The 17,403-nt window shown below is 63.1% G+C and carries 15 protein-coding genes, 1 tRNA gene and 1 pseudogene; 13 read left to right on the top strand and 4 right to left on the bottom strand.

Features of this window, described 5'->3' with window-relative positions; translation table 11 throughout:
- Window positions 1-90: 90 nt before the first annotated feature.
- Window positions 91-1,071 carry a polyphosphate kinase 2 gene (ppk2, locus tag PPL01S_RS08735; protein ID WP_028625520.1) on the top strand — a complete coding sequence of 327 codons (981 nt, stop codon included), beginning with the start codon at window positions 91-93 and terminating at the stop codon, window positions 1,069-1,071.
- A gap of 107 nt (window positions 1,072-1,178) precedes the next feature.
- Window positions 1,179-1,622, top strand: coding sequence for a hypothetical protein (locus tag PPL01S_RS08730; protein WP_016394196.1), 444 nt, complete (start codon window positions 1,179-1,181; stop codon window positions 1,620-1,622).
- A gap of 107 nt (window positions 1,623-1,729) precedes the next feature.
- On the opposite strand, the gene gabP is transcribed toward PPL01S_RS08730, so the two are convergent.
- Window positions 1,730-3,115 carry a GABA permease gene (gabP, locus tag PPL01S_RS08725; protein ID WP_016394195.1) on the bottom strand — a complete coding sequence of 462 codons (1,386 nt, stop codon included), beginning with the start codon at window positions 3,113-3,115 and terminating at the stop codon, window positions 1,730-1,732.
- A 651-nt stretch (window positions 3,116-3,766) separates the two neighbouring features.
- On the opposite strand from gabP, the gene PPL01S_RS08720 reads away from it, so the two are divergent.
- The 5 genes from PPL01S_RS08720 to PPL01S_RS08700 all read left to right on the top strand — a co-directional run bounded on the left by PPL01S_RS08720 (window position 3,767) and on the right by PPL01S_RS08700 (window position 8,088).
- A complete protein-coding gene (locus PPL01S_RS08720) occupies window positions 3,767-4,540 on the top strand; it encodes an ABC transporter ATP-binding protein (protein ID WP_028625521.1) in 774 nt (257 codons plus the stop codon).
- 11 nt (window positions 4,541-4,551) lie between these two features.
- Window positions 4,552-5,313 (top strand): ABC transporter substrate-binding protein, encoded by a 762-nt coding sequence (locus PPL01S_RS08715; protein ID WP_016394193.1) that lies wholly within the window; start codon window positions 4,552-4,554, stop codon window positions 5,311-5,313.
- A gap of 55 nt (window positions 5,314-5,368) precedes the next feature.
- Entirely contained in the window at window positions 5,369-6,061 is a 693-nt protein-coding gene (locus tag PPL01S_RS08710) for an ABC transporter permease (protein WP_016394192.1), read from the top strand.
- On the top strand, window positions 6,061-6,750 hold the full coding sequence (locus PPL01S_RS08705) for an ABC transporter permease (protein WP_016394191.1): 690 nt from the start codon (window positions 6,061-6,063) through the stop codon (window positions 6,748-6,750). Before PPL01S_RS08710 ends, PPL01S_RS08705 begins: the two co-directional genes overlap by 1 nt.
- A gap of 132 nt (window positions 6,751-6,882) precedes the next feature.
- Complete coding sequence (locus PPL01S_RS08700; protein ID WP_028625522.1) at window positions 6,883-8,088, top strand: methyltransferase; 1,206 nt, start codon at window positions 6,883-6,885, stop codon at window positions 8,086-8,088.
- A 97-nt stretch (window positions 8,089-8,185) separates the two neighbouring features.
- Here the strand turns inward: PPL01S_RS08700 and PPL01S_RS24575 are convergent, their stop codons facing one another.
- Window positions 8,186-8,416 (bottom strand): hypothetical protein, encoded by a 231-nt coding sequence (locus tag PPL01S_RS24575; RefSeq protein WP_081833304.1) that lies wholly within the window; start codon window positions 8,414-8,416, stop codon window positions 8,186-8,188.
- A 485-nt stretch (window positions 8,417-8,901) separates the two neighbouring features.
- On the opposite strand from PPL01S_RS24575, the gene PPL01S_RS08695 reads away from it, so the two are divergent.
- The 3 genes from PPL01S_RS08695 to PPL01S_RS08685 all read left to right on the top strand — a co-directional run bounded on the left by PPL01S_RS08695 (window position 8,902) and on the right by PPL01S_RS08685 (window position 9,691).
- Entirely contained in the window at window positions 8,902-9,150 is a 249-nt protein-coding gene (locus PPL01S_RS08695) for a hypothetical protein (RefSeq protein ID WP_016394189.1), read from the top strand.
- A 98-nt stretch (window positions 9,151-9,248) separates the two neighbouring features.
- Window positions 9,249-9,324, top strand: a tRNA-Thr gene (locus tag PPL01S_RS08690).
- A 151-nt stretch (window positions 9,325-9,475) separates the two neighbouring features.
- Window positions 9,476-9,691, top strand: coding sequence for a DUF3079 domain-containing protein (locus PPL01S_RS08685; protein ID WP_016394188.1), 216 nt, complete (start codon window positions 9,476-9,478; stop codon window positions 9,689-9,691).
- Between the two features lie 109 nt (window positions 9,692-9,800).
- Here the strand turns inward: PPL01S_RS08685 and PPL01S_RS08680 are convergent.
- Window positions 9,801-11,544, bottom strand: a pseudogene (locus PPL01S_RS08680) (TonB-dependent siderophore receptor).
- A 141-nt stretch (window positions 11,545-11,685) separates the two neighbouring features.
- Between PPL01S_RS08680 and PPL01S_RS08675 the strand changes: the two are divergent.
- The 3 genes from PPL01S_RS08675 (at window position 11,686) to PPL01S_RS08665 (ending at window position 15,633) form a co-directional block, all read left to right on the top strand.
- Window positions 11,686-12,393, top strand: coding sequence for a response regulator (locus tag PPL01S_RS08675; protein WP_016394187.1), 708 nt, complete (start codon window positions 11,686-11,688; stop codon window positions 12,391-12,393).
- Window position 12,394: 1 nt separating this feature from the next.
- Window positions 12,395-13,762, top strand: coding sequence for an ATP-binding protein (locus PPL01S_RS08670; protein WP_028625523.1), 1,368 nt, complete (start codon window positions 12,395-12,397; stop codon window positions 13,760-13,762).
- A 209-nt stretch (window positions 13,763-13,971) separates the two neighbouring features.
- Window positions 13,972-15,633 (top strand): FMN-binding glutamate synthase family protein, encoded by a 1,662-nt coding sequence (locus PPL01S_RS08665; protein ID WP_016394185.1) that lies wholly within the window; start codon window positions 13,972-13,974, stop codon window positions 15,631-15,633.
- A gap of 104 nt (window positions 15,634-15,737) precedes the next feature.
- On the opposite strand, the gene PPL01S_RS08660 is transcribed toward PPL01S_RS08665, so the two are convergent.
- Window positions 15,738-17,057: an OprD family porin gene (locus PPL01S_RS08660; RefSeq protein ID WP_016394184.1), complete on the bottom strand. Its 1,320-nt coding sequence runs from the start codon at window positions 17,055-17,057 to the stop codon at window positions 15,738-15,740.
- Between the last annotated feature and the right edge of the window lie 346 nt (window positions 17,058-17,403).

Genomic DNA, 17,403 nt, shown 5'->3' with positions numbered 1-17,403 from the left:
ATCCCCAAATTGACCAGCATCAACAAACGCCCTCTCGCTCAACTCGACAATTGCAATCGGACAATTAGAATCGACCTTGCAAGGATCTCCATGAGCGAAGAATCCCTCCTCCTGCTCCCCGCCCCCGAGGCGCCCTCCAGCAACACCTCGCCAGTGCCACGTCGCCGCCAACGCAAGCCTGCCCCGTGCATCACCCAGGTCAGCCAGCAACCTGCCGCACTCGAAGTGGCCAATGCGCCGCGAGGCAGCCGCGAAGACAGCACCCGTGCCCGTCTGCCGGCCTGCTACCCCTATCGCACCCGCATGTGCCGCCAGGAATACGAAAAGGCCAAGCATGCGCTGCAGATCGAGCTGCTCAAGGTACAAAGCTGGGTCAAGGAAACCGGCCAGCGGGTAGTGATCATGTTCGAAGGCCGGGATGCCGCCGGCAAGGGCGGCACCATCAAGCGCTTCATGGAGCATCTCAACCCCCGCGGGGCGCGGGTCGTCGCGCTGGAGAAGCCTTCCGAGCAGGAGCGCGGCCAGTGGTACTTCCAGCGTTACATCCAGCACCTGCCCACGGCGGGTGAAATGGTCTTCTTCGATCGCTCCTGGTACAACCGCGCCGGGGTCGAGAAGGTGATGGACTTCTGCACGCCGCTGCAGTACATGGAGTTCATGCGCCAGGCGCCGGACCTTGAACGCATGCTGTGCAACAGCGGCATCCTGCTGTTCAAGTACTGGTTCTCGGTGAACCGCGAAGAACAACTGCGCCGCTTCATCTCGCGCCGCGACGACCCACTCAAGCACTGGAAGCTTTCGCCCATCGACATCAAGTCGCTGGACAAGTGGGAGGACTACACCGCGGCCAAGGAATCGATGTTCTTCCATACCGATACTGCCGCTGCGCCCTGGACGGTGATCAAGTCGGATGACAAGAAGCGGGCACGGATCAATTGCATTCGGCATTTCCTCTACTCGCTGGATTATCCGGGCAAGGACCACGCCGTGGCGTGCGCGCCGGATTCGCTGCTGGTCGGGCGGGCATCGCATGGGTTCGAGGAAGATGAAAGCTCCGTGATTGGCAGTTGAATTGCCGGCGATGGGGCCGCATGGCGGCCCCTTTCAACAGCACTTGGGTTTCCCGGCCAACTGCGCTTCAATACGCGCAATTTCAGTCACACCCAAGGATTCGCCCCATGGCCACCAGCACCAAGCAACAGAAACGCGCCAAGCGCGCCGCCAGCAAGGCCAAGCAGAACCGCATGGTGCGCAGCGGCCAGGCGGTCAAGGCCAGCACCGGCGACAGCGCCAGCATCGAGCAGGTGTTCCACAAGGCCATGGAGTCGGACAGCTACAAAGAGCTGTTCAACAAAATGAAAGCCGCGCAGGAAACCAGCCTGGTCGCGATGATCTCGGTATTCCTGGTCGACCCGCTGCTGGCACTGGTGCTCAAGGGGCACAAGGAAGAGCACGCCACCGACTACATCGTGCTGGTGTTCAACGCCTACCGCACCTGGCTCGACGGCGCCGACGAAGACACCACAATGGCCTGGCTGGAAAGCGACGAGTTCCAGGAGGCGTACATCGCCGCTTCCGAGCTGGTGGCCAAGCAGCAACAGCAGCAGAAGCAGTTTGGCTGAGACCTCACTGGCCCTATCGCCGGCTTGCCGGCGATAGGGCCAGTACAGACCAACAAAAAGGCCGCGCCCTTCACAGGACGCGGCCTTTTCATTGCAGCCAGCGCGGATCAGTTATCCAGCGCCACCCGCCCGGCAGCTTCACGCTTGCGATGTACCAGCAAGCCCGCCGCCACCACACCAATGCTCAGCAGCGCAGTGGCGATGATCTCGGCACGGTGATCCTCACGCAGCGCCATCACCACCAGAATCGCAACGATGAAGGCAATGGTCGCCCAGGTCAGGCCCGGGAACAGCCACATCTTGAAGGCGATCTTCTCGCCACGGGCCTCACGTTGGCTGCGCATGCGCAGCTGCGAAATGGCGATCACCAGGTACACCAGCAGCGCGATGGCGCCGGAGCTGGCCAGCAGGAACTCGAACACCTGGGCCGGGGCCACGTAGTTGGCGAACACGCAGAGGAACGCCGCCGCGGTCGACAGCAGCACCGCCACATGCGGGGTAGCCGCCTTGGTGGTGCGCTGGGCAACGGCCGGGGCATCGCCACGCTTGCTCAGCGAGAACAGCATGCGCGAGGAGGTATACAGCGCCGAGTTCAGGCAGCTGGTCACGGCGATCAGCACGACGATGTCGACGATCAGCTTGGCGTTCGGCACGCCGATGCGGCTCAGCACGGTCTGGTAGGAACCGGTTTCGGCCAGGGCCGGGTCGTTCCACGGCACCAGGGCCACGACCAGGAAGATCGACACCAGGTAGAACAGGCAGATACGCCAGATCACCGAGTTGGTGGCGCGGCTGATCTGCTTGCCCGGGTCTTTCGATTCGGCAGCCGCGATGGTGACGATCTCGGTACCCATGAACGAGAACATGGTGGTCAGCATGGCCGCCAGCACAGCGCCCAGGCCGTTGGGCATGAAGCCCTGGGTGTCGAACAGGTGGCTGGCACCGCTGACCTGGCTGCTTGGCACGAAGCCGAACATGGCAGCACAGCCGACCACGATGAAGCCGATGATCGCCAGCACCTTGAGCAGGGCGAACCAGAACTCGAACTCACCGTAGTTCTTCACGCTGCACAGGTTGGTCGCCGTCAGCGCCAAGGTGATCAGCAGGGAGAACGCCCACAGGTCGACCGCCGGGAACCAGGCGTGCAGGATCGCTGCGGCCGCGTTGGCCTCCAGCGGGATGACCAGCACCCAGAACCACCAGTACAGCCAGCCAATGGTGAAACCGGCCCAGCGGCCAATGGCGCGGTCGGCATAGGTGGAGAACGAACCGGTATCCGGCGAAGCGATCGCCATTTCGCCCAGCATGCGCATCACCAGCACCACCAGGGTGCCAGCGGCAGCATAGGCCAGCAGAACGGCAGGGCCGGCGGCGGCGATGGCGTGGCCGGAGCCTACGAACAGACCGGCGCCGATGACGCCAGCAATGGACAGCATGGTGACATGCCGTTGTTTGAGCCCCTGAGCGAGGTCATTGGAATTGTTACCGCTCATTGAAACTACCTTTGTAAGGAGTGGACCACCCGACTGAATACCAAGCGCGCCAGGGGTTGGGTTAGGCGTCGCTGCAATCGGCGGTTTCCAGACGGCAATAAGCGGGCCATGTGCTGAATGCATTCGTCAGATAAACCTGGCAGGCCGTAAAGGACGCGGCTTGCAGGGCATTCGGCCAACTCCTGACCGAAAGGCCGTCAAATCCGACAGGAAAGACGGGATTACGGAAATACCCACTTACAAACGCACCAAAGGTGCTCCTCGGTAACACCTTTGCACCATTGCATAGCAGAAAAGTGCAACCTCGAGGTACAACCTTTTGTCTGGGCGGGCCGATCGCGGGCAAGCCCGCTCCTACAAGGGTCAAAGGTATCTGTAGGAGCGGCTTTGGCCGCGAGGGGGTCAAAACCGCTTCCCAGCCCTGGCCAAAAGTGGCACCATCGCGCCTTTTCTCATCAAGGCTCTGGAGCTGGGCGAGACCTTCGCGGACATCTGCGCGACGTTGCACTGCAGCGATGCGACAAACTGCCCCGGCATTGCCCCGAGCCCCCTGCGACCCTGTTGGCCGCCCTGATGCCGCTATGCTAGCTTGGCGCACGCCAGGAAGGCCGCCAAGAACTGGGAACGCACCCGAACACATGAGGACCGCACATGGCCCAGGCCACGCCCGCGCTGGAAATCCGCAATCTGCACAAACGCTACGGCGAGCAGGAAATTCTCAAGGGCATTTCGCTGACCGCGCGTGACGGTGACGTGATCTCCATCCTGGGATCGTCCGGCTCCGGCAAGTCGACCCTGCTGCGCTGCATCAACCTGCTGGAAAACCCCCACCAGGGCGAAATCCTCGTCGCAGGCGAAGCCCTCAAGCTCAAGGCCGCCCGCAACGGTGACCTGATCGCCGCCGACAACCGCCAGATCAACCGCCTGCGCAGCGAGATCGGCTTCGTCTTCCAGAATTTCAACCTCTGGCCGCACATGTCGATCCTCGACAACATCATCGAGGCGCCGCGCCGCGTGCTCGGCCAAAGCAAGGCTGAGGCCATCGAGGCCGCCGAGGCGTTGCTGAACAAGGTCGGCATCTTCGACAAGCGCCACAGCTACCCAGCCCAGCTTTCCGGTGGCCAGCAGCAGCGCGCTGCCATCGCCCGGACCCTGGCCATGCGACCTAAAGTCATCCTGTTCGACGAGCCGACTTCGGCGCTCGATCCGGAAATGGTCCAGGAAGTGCTTAACGTCATCCGCGCATTGGCCGAAGAAGGCCGTACCATGCTGCTGGTGACGCACGAGATGAACTTTGCCCGCCATGTGTCCAGTGAAGTGGTCTTCCTGCACCAGGGCCTGGTTGAAGAGCAAGGATCGCCGCAGCAGGTCTTCGAGAGCCCGACCTCGGCGCGTTGCAAGCAATTCATGTCCAGCCACCGCTAACGGAGCAATACATGCACACTTACAAGAAGTTCCTCCTGGCAGCCGCTGCCATGCTGGTGATGTCGGCCAACGCCATGGCCGCGGAAAAACTGCGCATGGGTATCGAAGCTGCCTACCCACCGTTCAACAACAAGGACGCCAGCGGCCAGGTGGTCGGCTTCGACAAGGACATCGGCGACGCGCTGTGCGCCAAGATGAAAGTCGAATGCGAAGTCGTCACCTCCGACTGGGACGGCATCATCCCGGCACTGAACGCGAAGAAGTTCGACTTCCTGGTCTCGTCGCTGTCGATCACCGACGAGCGCAAGAAGGCCGTTGATTTCACCGACCCGTACTACTCGAACAAACAGCAATTCATCGCCCCGAAGAACGTCGACTTCAAGACCGACCGCGCTTCGCTCAAGGGCAAGACCATCGGCACCCAGCGCTCCACCCAGGCCGCGACCTGGCTCGACGACAACGGTGGCCTGGACGGCGACTTCAAGGTCAACCTCTATGACGGCCAGGAAAACGCCTACCTGGACCTGACCTCCGGCCGCCTCGACGCCATCCTCGCCGACAAATATGCCAACTATGAATGGCTGAAGTCCGAAGCCGGCAAGAACTACGAGTTCAAGGGCGACCCGGTCAACGAAGACGACAAGGTCGGCATTGCCGTGCGCAAAGGTGACAACGAGCTGCGCAACAAGCTCAATGCCGCACTGAAAGAAATCATCGCCGACGGCACCTACAAGAAGATCAACGACAAGTACTTCCCGTTCAGCATCTATTGATTCGCCCCGACCGGCACGCCCTTCCGGCGTGCCGGTCCCTAGAACGACCCTGCCCATGAATATCGACCTGCACGGATTCGGTCCGGCCCTGGCGGCTGGCACCGTGATGACCGTAAAACTGGCGCTTTGCGCCTTGCTGCTGGGCCTGGTCCTGGGCCTGCTCGGCGCCCTGGCCAAGACTTCCTCGATCAAGCCACTGCAATGGCTTGGCGGCTTCTACTCGACCCTGGTTCGCGGCGTGCCCGAACTGCTGTGGGTCCTGCTCATCTATTTCGGCACCGTCGGGCTGATGAACAGCCTTGGCAATTTGTTCGACATGCCCGGCCTGGAACTCAGTGCCTTCGCCGCCGGTGTGATCGCCCTGGGCCTGTGCTTCGGCGCCTACGCCACCGAAGTGTTCCGCGGCGCCATCCTGGCGATCCCCAAGGGCCACCGTGAGGCCGGCCTGGCGCTGGGCTTGTCGAAAGGGCGCATCCTGTCGCGGATCATCCTGCCGCAGATGTGGCGCATCGCCCTGCCCGGCCTTGGCAACCTGTTCATGATCCTGATGAAGGACACCGCGCTGGTCTCGGTGATCGGCCTGGAAGAAATCATGCGCCACGCCCAGATCGGCGTGACCGTGACCAAGGAGCCGTTCACCTTCTATATGGTCGCCGCCTGCATCTACCTGGGCCTGACCATCATCGCCATGACCGGCATGCACTTCATGGAAAAACGCGCCGCTCGCGGCTTTGCGAGGGCCGAATAATGGATTGGGAAGTAATCATCAAGTGGCTGCCACGCCTGGCTCAGGGGGCGACCCTGACCCTCGAGCTGGTGGCCATCGCCGTCGTCGCCGGGTTGATCCTGGCCATTCCGCTGGGCATTGCCCGCTCGTCGCGACACTGGTACGTGCGCGCCCTGCCCTACGGCTACATTTTCTTCTTCCGTGGCACGCCGCTGCTGGTGCAGTTGTTCCTGGTCTACTACGGCCTGGCGCAGTTCGACCTGGTGCGCCAGAGCAGCTTGTGGCCATACCTGCGCGATCCGTTCTGGTGCACCGTGCTGACCATGACCCTGCACACCGCCGCCTACATTGCCGAGATCCTGCGCGGTGCACTGCAGGCCATCCCCAAAGGTGAAGTCGAGGCAGCGCGGGCGCTGGGCATGTCGCGTGGCAAGACGCTGTTCTACATCATGCTGCCGCGTGCCGCGCGCATCGGCTTGCCGGCCTACAGCAACGAAGTGATCCTGATGCTCAAGGCCAGCGCCCTGGCCAGTACCGTGACCCTGCTGGAACTGACCGGCATGGCGCGGACCATCATCGCCCGGACCTACCTGCCGGTGGAGATCTTCTTCGCTGCTGGCGTGTTCTACCTGGTGATCTCGTTCGTACTGGTGCAAGGCTTCAAGCTGCTGGAGCGCTGGTTGCGCGTGGACGCCTGCCAGGGCCGTTGAGACCTCACTGGATTCATCGCCGGCAAGCCGGCGCCCACGGGTGATGCACAGACCTCGAAATCTGTGATGCTCCCTCTGTGGGAGCCGGCTTGCCGGCGATAGGGCCCTCCAACTCAACCATTACCTATACCCATGCCCCCTTTCCTCCACAGCCACCACCTAAGCGACCGCTTCCAGGCCCTCGACCAGTTCCTGGCCGACCACCAGCCGCTGTGGAAACCCCGCCCATTCACCGCGCTGCGCCTTGACTGGGAAACCACCTACCCCGAACTCGCCGCCCACCTGCGCCAATCCTCCCTGGCCGACGCAGAAGCCGACATCGACCCCCAAGACCTGCCTGCCCCCTTCCCGCAGCTGGCCCAACAAGCCCGGCAGCTCTGCGCCGTGGGCGAGCTCCCCGACATCGGCCTGCCCCCGGCCGGCCACCGCCTGGACGTCAACGTCCCCGGCCGCAAATGGCAGCAGATCGAAGCCTTCAGCCGCCGCCTGGGCTTTCGCCAGCAAACCGCGCACTGGCTGGACTGGTGCTCGGGCAAAGGGCACCTCGGCCGCCGCCTGCGGCAACCCGGCCAACAACTGACCTGCCTGGAATACGACGCCGAACTTGTGCATGCCGGCCAGGCCCTGAGCGACCATCACCAGCTGCCGGCCACCCATGTTCACCAGGACGTCATGGCCGCCGACAGCGCTCGCCACCTGGGCAGCGACAAGAGCGCGGTAGCCCTGCACGCCTGCGGCGACCTGCACGTGCACCTGTTGCGCACCGCCAGCCAGCAAGGCTGCCGCCACCTGGCCGTGGCCCCATGCTGCTACAACCGCATCCAGGGCGAGCACTACCTGCCGTTATCCACAGCCGCGCAACGCTCGCCCCTGCAGCTGTCGATGATCGACCTCGGCCTGCCGTTGAACGAAGCCGTCACCGCCAGCGCCCGGGTCCGCCACCAGCGCGACCGCTCGATGGCCCGGCGCCTGGGCTTCGACCTGCTGCAGCGCCAGCAGCGTCAGTGCGACGAGTACCTGTCCACCCCTTCCTTGCCGACCGCCTGGCTGGACAAATCGTTCGAGCAATACTGCCGCGACCTGGCCGAGCTGCGCGGGCTGGAATTGACCCTCGCCCCGGACTGGGCGGCGCTAGAAGCGGCCAGCTGGCAGCGCCTGGCCGAGGTGCGCAACCTCGAACGGCTGCGCAACCTGTTCCGCCGCTCCTTGGAACTGTGGCTGGTGCTGGATCGCGCCCTGTTCCTCGAAGAACAGGGCTACAGCGTCCAGGTGGGCACCTTCTGCGACTATCCACTGACGCCGCGCAACCTGCTGCTGCTTGCCGAACGCGACCGTTAGCCGCAGCACAACCTGTGGATAAGTCTGTGAACAAGCTTTTGATGACCGGTGCAAGCGGAGCGCTATTTCAGCGCTCCTGGTTATTCCCTCTAGTGCTTCAAGCCCAGTAAAAACAGGCGTTTGCGCAAAGACCAGCGGTGCAGCCCGTCGGCATGCCTTTCGCGCAAGTGGTCAATGCCTCTTGTGCATAAGCTTTGCTTGTGCATGGACGCGGAGCCTTGATGCAAGCGTAGACAAGGGCATCAGGCGGGGTGATATCGCTGTGGATCGAGAAGAACGGGGTGTTGAGGATTTTCTGGCGGGGTGGGTCGGGGACAATCTTTTTCATGGCAGCAGCTCCAGATAGAACTGCCACAGTGACCTTTCTCACGGATCAAGGCGGCAGCCATACACGGGGTGAGAAAACCGAGGGAGCTACAAAGCTCGGCCAGACCGAGGTCTGCCCGTGTACGACTGCCATAACAGCAAGCTCAGTAACTCCATAGCGGGTTCTCACACCCGGTCACCAGGAATTGGCGACCCGGGAACGGTATTCCTGGGGCACTTCCCCGCCAACAGTGAAACTTCGCTAGCGGCTGTAGGATAATTCGCTTTGTGATGTTTCCTGAAGCATTTGGTTGCAGGATCAGAATCTCCTGACACCTGAGGGCCCTATCGCCCCCCACAAAACCAAAGCGTTGCCCCACCCCCAACCCACCGGTGTATCATCCGCCCCCCAAGCCATTCCAGAACCAACGTCGCCCGCTGCCCGCCAGCCCCGCGACCGTCTGGCGTTGCGCCAGAATCGACATTGGACTAACGGACTTACCCATCGTGACCCGAGCCAAACCCCTGATCCTGCTGGCCTGCACCCTGGCCCAGGGCGCCTGCGCCAGCGGCACCCCGAAACCCCACGGCACCAGCCTCGACTGGAACACCCCCGGCATGCAGCTGGGCGGCGACAACGGCCTGCCCCTGCGTACCGAAAGCCCCTGCCGCAAGCGCGGCTGTGACAACGACAAGCTGTTCTTCAACCCCGCCAAGACCGAACCGAACGTCAATACGATCCATCGCGGCTGGTAGGAAAATTCTCCTTTCAGACCGATGACTTAGGTCATTTTCGGGTAATCGAAAGGAAGTGGTTTACAGGCGCCAACCGATCGCTATAATGACGCCCCATTGCCGGTATAGCTCAGATGGTAGAGCAACTGACTTGTAATCAGTAGGTCCCGGGTTCGATTCCTGGTGCCGGCACCATACGCAGTATCAAAAAAGGCTCACCGAAAGGTGGGCCTTTTTTGTTTTCAGCTGCCCCAACGCCCTCCTCTCCCGCAACTTGATTTCAATCAATCCCCGTTGGGGTAGCAAGCGTAGGCTCAGGCCAAGCGGATATTTCTGGAGGCATGCGATGGCCAAGACATTTCCACAGAACCCCAGTCACCCCGAGCGCATCTGCTGGGGGTGTGACCTGTACTGTTCGGCCAAGTCGCTAGCCTGCGGTAATGGGGCCGAGCGCACCATGCACCCGGTGGAGTTGTTCGGGGAGGATTGGGACAGCCTCGATGGGCATTTGCAACAGGCTGACGCGGGGCGTGGGGATAAGCACGTGGACAAGAGGGCGTGAGGGCAGCCAGGTGCATGGCATTGGTAATGCGGCGATGTTCAGATCGAGCGCCGCCCGCGCGGCGCTCGATCGCAAGACCACTACAAGGCCAAAGGCTTGCACCTGCCACTCAAAACGCCGTACTCACCGTCACCGACATGCTCCGCGGGTCGCCATAGATCGCCCCCGCATAGAACCCATACTGGGTGTAGTAATGCTTGTCGAACAGGTTCTCGACATTCACGCTCACCGTAGTGTCATCGGTCAGCTGATACCTGGCCATGGCATTCCAGATCGCATACCCCGACCAGTTCACATCCGTCGCCCCCGCACTCACCCCATTCACCGGCTGCCCCGCCGGGCTTGAGATGGCGCGGATGTTGGTTTGCGCCTTCACCCCGGCGCCCAGGGTCAGGCGATCGAGCGGGCCGGACAGGCGATAGGTGGTCGACGCCTTGAACAGGTGCGAGGGGTCGCTGCGCCCGTCGCTGTCGACGCGACGCAAGTGCAGGTAGGTATAGCCGCCATACACATTCCAGTTCGGTGTCAGCGCGCCGGCGATTTCCAGGTCGATGCCGTCGGTTTCCTGGCCGGTGCCGGCCTTGTAGGCATCACCACCGGTCGGGGTGGTCAGGCCGTCGTCGAGCACTGCCTTGTTTTCCTGCCGGGTGCGGAAATAGGCAGCCGAAGCATTCAGCCGCCCGTCCAGCCACTCGCCCTTGATACCGGTCTCGTAACTCTGGCCACGGATCGGCTCGACCTTGGTGCCGCTCGCCGTCTCCGCGGTCTGCGGGTAGAAGATGTCCACTGCCATCCTGGTCCCAGTAGCCGCCATAGCTGCCGCGCCCGGCCGAGTTGACCTTGGCCAGCCCTCGGTGGTTGAGCACCTCACTGGTGCTCTGGGCGGCTTTCAGGTCCAGGGCCCAGTCGTTGTCGAAGCGGTGCTGCAGCGAGCCGAAGGCGGTGCGGGTGGTGTACTCGCCAAAGCTCCAGCTCGGCACCAGGTTGGTGCTGCGCGGCAGGTCGGTGGTGCTACCGTCGCGGTACCAGATGGGAATGTTGGCACCCCAGCCGCCGCCGACCACCTTGTTGTATTCGTACTGGTAACCGGCGCCGAGGGTGGTGGCGTCATGCAGGTCGAACTCGAAGTTGGCCAGGGCTGCGCGGGCGCGCTCGGACTGGTTGTCGCGGAACGAGTCGGCGTCCTGCTGGGTCACGACGAAACGCGAGCGCAACCGGCCATCGGCCGACAGCGGCAGGTTGAGGTCGGCGCCCAGGCGGCGTTTGTCCCAGCTGCCGTAGGTGGCGTACGCACTGCCGCCGAAGGCGCGGGCCGGGGCCTTGCGGATCAGGTTGACCGTGGCCGACGGGTCGCCGGTGCCACCGAGCAGGCCGTTGGCGCCACGCACGATGTCGATGCGCTCGTACAGGTCCATGTTCAGCGCGTTGCCGCCACCGCTGAAGTCGGAGCCGCCCTGGAACTGCAGGCCATCGACCTTCCAGTTGCTGATCGAGTAGCCACGTGCACGAAAATCGGTGCGCCCGCCCACTTCGGACTTGCTCGCGCTGACGCCGGGCGTGGTGTCCAGCGCCTGCTCGAGGCTGTGGACATCGCGGTCGTCCAACTGCTGGCGGGTGATGCTGGTGACCGATTGCGGGGTCTGCCGTGGCGTCAGGGCAAGGCCGGTGGAACTGCGGGTGTTTTCCACCGTGTAACCGAGCTGGCCAGCCTCGTCGGCCGGTAGCAGCGCACTGTCTTCGATCTGCGTGGCCTGCAGTTCCAGCGGTTGAATGTCGGCGGCCATGGCACTGCCACTGACGACCCAGGCGATGACACAAGCCAGCGGGTGAATCCTGATGCTTTGAGGTTTCATTTGGGAAGGTTTCGTATTTGCAGATGATTTTTTGTTACGATTCTAGGGATCCGCTCTCCGGGCTCCATGCCCGGCTTGTACGGGCATGTAATTGAACGTAACGAGCGCTGCCGGCCCTCCCCTGACAGGTGTTTCCCCCCGATGAGCACGACCCTGCTGGTCGTCGACGATGACGACGAAATCCGCGAACTTCTCTGCGATTACCTGAGCGATGCCGGCTACACCGTGCTGGCGGCAGCCGACGGCGATGGCATGCGCGCGCAGCTGGCCCGGCACAAGGTCGAGCTGGTGGTGCTAGACCTGATGCTGCCAGGTGAAGATGGCCTGAGCCTGTGCCGCCAGCTTCAGGCGACGCCGGGCCTGGCGGTGATCATGTTGTCGGCCAAGGGCAGCACACTGGACCGCATCATCGGGCTGGAAGTCGGTGCCGACGACTACCTGGCCAAGCCGTTCGAGCCGCGTGAACTGATCGCCCGCATCAAGGCGGTACTGCGCCGGCCACAACGCCTGGATACACCTGAAGCGCAACCCGCGGCGGCCGACGCGCAGCACTTCGCCGGTTTCAGCCTCGATCACGCCAAGCGCCTGCTTACCCGCCCCGACGGCGAGTCGCTGACCCTGCCCCGCTCCGATTACCGAGTGCTGCGCGAACTGCTGGAGGCCAACAACCGCGTGGTTTCGCGGGATCAGCTGACGCGCAGTGCATTCGGCCGCGAGCACCTGCCCGACGACCGTTCGGTGGACATGTGCATCAGCCGCCTGCGCCAGCAACTGCGCCGCGCGCCAGGCGGTGAAGTGCAGATACTCACGATCCGCAACGAAGGCTATCTGCTGAGCATCGCCCGCTGACATGGGCGGGCTCCGCCGTCTGTGGCCGCGCACGCTGTTCGGCCAGTTGCTGCTGATCATGGTCAGCGGCACATTGTTGATCCAGCTGATGTCGAGCAGCATCTGGTTCGATGTGCGCTTTGCCCAGGTGCTGGAAGCGCCGGTGCGGCTGATGGCCGCCCGCAGCGCACCACTGATCGCCCGGGCCGATTGCCAGGCCTCCGACCTGCAGCTGCCCCGCCATTACGCTGTGCGCTGCGCCGACAACCCGCCGGCAGCCGATGACAACCCGCGCCGCGGGCATCGGCGCATCGCGCTGCTGCTGCAGCAGTCGCTCGGTCATGAACTGGGGCATGCCCAGACGGTGCGCCTACTCAAGGCTCACCTGACTGACGAACAAGGCCAACCTATCGTCTGGCACAGCCTGTTCGGGCTGCGCACGGCCCAGGCGCATCTGCAGTTCGCGGTGCCCTTGGCCGACGGCCACTGGTTGCTGGTCGACGGCCAGGAACTGCAGGGCTGGAGTGGCGAGTCGGCCTGGGTGCTGATCAGCGATTACCTGTTGCGGGTGTATGCCTTGCGCATCGTCGCCGTGCTGGTGGTCTGCCTGGTTGCAGTGCGCCTGTGCCTGCGCCCGTTGCGGCGCCTGGCCGATGCCGCACGGGGGCTGGGCAGCAACCTTGCGCAAGCGCCGCTGGCACTGGACGGGCCGCAGGAAGTGCGCCAGGCCGCCCAGGCCTTCAATGCCATGCAGCAGCGCCTGATCGCGATGGTCAACGACAAGGCGTATTTCCTCGCCGCCGTCTCCCACGACCTGCGCACGCCGCTGACCCGCATGCGCCTGCGCCTGGAGCGCCTGCCGGACGACGAGCACCGCGAACGCCTGCGGCAGAACATCACGCAGATGGACGGCATGATTGGCCAGGTGCTCGATTACCTGCGCGCGGGCGAGCAGCAGAACCTGCAGCAGGTCGACCTCGACCGGCTGGTACCGCGGCTGTGCGCCGACCTGGCCAGCGCCAGCGAGCCACTGCCGGTGCAAGGCGTGGGCGGCAGCGTGGAGGTCGATGCCGTGCTGCTGCAGCGTTGCCTGCAGAACCTGCTGGTCAATGCCCTGCGCTATGCCAGGAAGGTGTCGGTCACGCTGGAGCGAGACGCCAAGGGCGTGGCCATCCATGTCGATGATCGTGGGCCGGGTATCGCACCTGGCTTGTTGGCGACCATCACCGAGCCGTTCGTGCGTGGCGAGCATTCACGCAACCAGGCCTCCGGTGGGTATGGCCTGGGGTTGAGCATCGCCCAGCGAATCACTATCAGCCATGGGGGTGAGTTGGTGTTGAGCAATCGTGACGGTGGCGGTTTGCGGGTCAGCGTTCTGCTGCCCAGCTAGGGGCTGCTTCGCAGCCCGATCGCTGGCAAGCCAGCTCCTACAGGAACAGCGCGAGGCTTGAGTCCTGTGGTGTACCTGTGGGAGCCGGCTTGCCGGCGATGAGGCCAGCAGCAACACCGCAACCGTAATAGTGTTTTACCGATTCGACAGGTTTTCCAACCGACCACTTTGCCTATCCTTGGCCCGGTCATCCTGCCTGCGATGGACCCATGAAACACTCTCTACCCAGCCGCTACGCCTGCCTCGTTCTCTGCCTGCTCTTCACCTTCGCCAGCCTGCCGCTGCTGGCCCAGCACGCCTGGCTCTGGCCGTTGGCAGTGGTGACCACCCTGCTCAGCCTGGTCGGCCTCAACGACCTGCGCCAGAGCCAGCACGCGGTGCGCCGCAACTACCCGATCCTGGGCAACATCCGCTACCTGATCGAAACCATTCGCCCGGAAATCCGCCAGTACCTGATCGAGGGCGACGACGACAAGCTGCCCTTCTCGCGCTCGCAGCGCTCGCTGGTCTACGCCCGAGCCAAGAACGAAAGCGCCGAGAAAGCCTTCGGCACCCTCAACGACGCCTACAAACCCGGCTTCGAGTTCATCAGCCATTCGATGCTGCCCGTGGCAACCCCGGACCCCGCATCGTTTCGCATCGCCATCGGCGGGCCACAGTGCCGCCAGCCCTACTCGACGTCGATCTTCAACATCTCGGCGATGAGCTTCGGTGCACTCAGTGCCAATGCCATCGCCGCGCTGAACCAGGGTGCGCGCCTGGGCCGTTTCGCCCACGACACCGGCGAAGGCAGCATCAGCCCCTACCACCGCGAACATGGCGGTGACCTGATCTGGGAAATCGGCAGTGGCTACTTCGGTTGCCGCACCGAAGACGGGCGCTTCGACGCGCAACGCTTCGCCGCCCAGGCCAGCGACCCGCAGGTCAAGATGATCGAGATCAAGCTCAGCCAAGGCGCCAAGCCGGGCCACGGCGGCATCTTGCCGGGGCACAAGGTGAGCGCGGAGATTGCCGAAACCCGCGGCGTGCGCGTAGGTGAAGACTGCATTTCGCCCGCCGCGCACAGTGCATTTCGCACCCCGGTCGAATTGCTGCACTTCGTCGCCAGCCTGCGCGAGCTGTCGGGTGGCAAGCCGGTGGGTTTCAAGTTCTGCCTCGGCCACCCATGGGAATTCATGGGCATCGCCAAGGCCATGCTGGCCACCGGCATCACCCCGGACTTCATCGTCGTCGATGGCAAGGAAGGCGGTACCGGCGCGGCGCCGCGCGAGTTCAGCGACAACATCGGCGTGCCCATGCGCGAAGGGTTGATGTTCGTGCACAACACCCTGGTCGGCCTGAACCTGCGTTCTAGCATCCGCATCGGCGCGGCCGGCAAGATCGTCAGTGCCTTCGATATCGCCAGCGTGCTGGCCATCGGCGCCGACTGGGTCAATTCGGCGCGCGGCTTCATGTTCGCCATTGGCTGCATCCAGTCGCAGAGCTGCCACACCAACAAGTGCCCGACCGGGGTCGCCACCCAGGACCCCTTGCGCCAACGCGCGCTGGTGGTACCAGACAAGGCCCAACGGGTTGCCAGTTTCCACCGCAATACCTTGCACGCCTTGGCCGAAATGCTCGCGGCGGCGGGCCTGGAGCACCCGTCGGAGCTCAAGCCCAAGCACCTGGCGCGACGGATCAGCGCCAGCCAGATCAGCCTGTTATCGGACTTGCACCACTTCCTCAAGCCTGGCGAATTGCTCAGTGGCTCGATCAAGAGCGAGTTCTATGCACGGATGTGGCGGATGGCGCGCAGTGACAGCTTTGCGCCGGAGACGGGGGATGTGATGGTGGCGACAGTGCATCGCCAGAAAGAAGTGGAACCTGCCTAGGCCCCATCGCTGGCAAGCCAGCTCCCACAGGCGTGATTTCGCGCTCTTTGTGGGAGCCAGCTTGCTGGCGATCGGGCTGCCAGGCAGCCCGCGAGGCCATCAGATCAGAAGATGCTGATCGGGTACTCGACGAATACGCGGACTTCGTTGCCGTCGTCGTTGTAGCCGTTCTGCTGTACAGCGTTGTTGGTGCGAACGAACGAGCTGCGCAGCTTGATCGACAGATCCTTGGCCGGGCCGTCCTGCACCACGTAGCGGATCTGGTTGAAGATCTCGCGCTCTTCACCCTCGCCGAAGCCCTGCGGGTTCTTGACGTTGCGGGTGTTGATGTTGTCACCCACCACGTAGGCCAGCTTGTAGGTCAGGCCCGGGATGCCGTAGGCACCGAAGTCCAGGCCGTAGCCCAGCTGCCAGGAGCGCTCGTCTTCGGCGTTGAAGTCGGACCAGTAGGAGTTGGCCAGGTAGATGGTCGAGCCACCGTCACCCACGCCGCCTTCGTTCTGGTACCAACCGTAGTTGTAGCCAGTGCTGCCGGTGCTGCGCTGGTGCGCGAGGGTGAACGAGTGCGCGCCGTAGGCGTAGGTCGCGGCCAGGCTCCAGATAGTGTTGGAGTCACCGTTGAGCTCGGCGGACTCGACGAACTTCTTGTCGATGTCCGACTTGTAGCCGTTGAAGTCCAGGGTCAGGGACTGGTCGCTGGCGATCGGGAAGACGTAGTTCAAGCCCAGGTAGTGCTTCTTCATCACGTCTTCGTTGTCTGCGGTGTACAGCGAAGCGGTGAAGTTGTCGGTGAACTTGTAGCTGCCACCGAACACGTTGATCGACTTCAGGCCACCGCCGTCGCGGCGCTCGGCGCTCTTGCGCGCTTCCTGGGTGAAGCGACCGGCGTTCAGCTCCAGGCCCTGGATCTCCTTGGAGGTCAGCAGGGTACCGGTGAAGCTTTCTGGCAGCAGGCGCGCGTCGTCGTACTGCAGCACAGGCAGGGTCGGCATCTGGTCACCGTACTTGAGCACGGTGTTGGAGACGCGGAACTTCACGGCAGCACCGGCACGGGACAGGTCATGCGGGCTGCTGGCGTTGCCGTTGGCGTCCTTGGTGTTTTCCGGCTTGAAGAAGTCGATACCGGCGCCACCGTTGTGGCCCTGGCCGCCGTCCAGGCGCACCGCGTACAGGCCGAATGCGTCGACACCGACGCCGACGGTGCCCTGGGTGAAGCCGGAGGAGAAGTTGCCGATGAAGGCCTGGCCCCATTCCATCTGGTCATCGGTACCGTGTTTCTTGTCACGGTTGATGTACGCGTTACGCAGGAGAACGTTTGCGTGGCTGTCTTCGATAAAGCCTTTGCTCTCGGCCTGCTCATTGGCCTGGGCCTGGGTCGCGGCGATCATCGCCAGGGCGACCAGGCTGATCCTGGTTTTCAACATGTTATTTTCCTTATTTCTTAATCAAAAACGCTCTGCACTCTGACGCCAGGAGCCAACGCCCCTTCGTAGGTTCGACGCTATGCGGATCCAAACTGAAAAGCCCGCCGGAGCTTGCTTGGCGGGCCTTGAACAGCAGCATGGCCAAGTCATGGCCAGCGGGCGTTGGCCGAATCCTAGCGGGCTGTGATTGCAAATGTCAAAAAGTCGTGAAAAGCAGGTCGATATAACCAGAATCACAGGAACGAACGGTGCATTTTCACGCATGTTCGCGCCGTAGGCGGGTAATTTATCTTTTGTCAGAAATGTCATTTTGAGAACAATGACAATTTTCGCGGCATGCAGCGTG

The sequence above is a fragment of the Pseudomonas plecoglossicida NBRC 103162 = DSM 15088 genome, from assembly GCF_000730665.1.
GTDB lineage: Bacteria > Pseudomonadota > Gammaproteobacteria > Pseudomonadales > Pseudomonadaceae > Aquipseudomonas > Aquipseudomonas plecoglossicida.
This window is presented reverse-complemented; position numbering and strand designations above follow the sequence as displayed.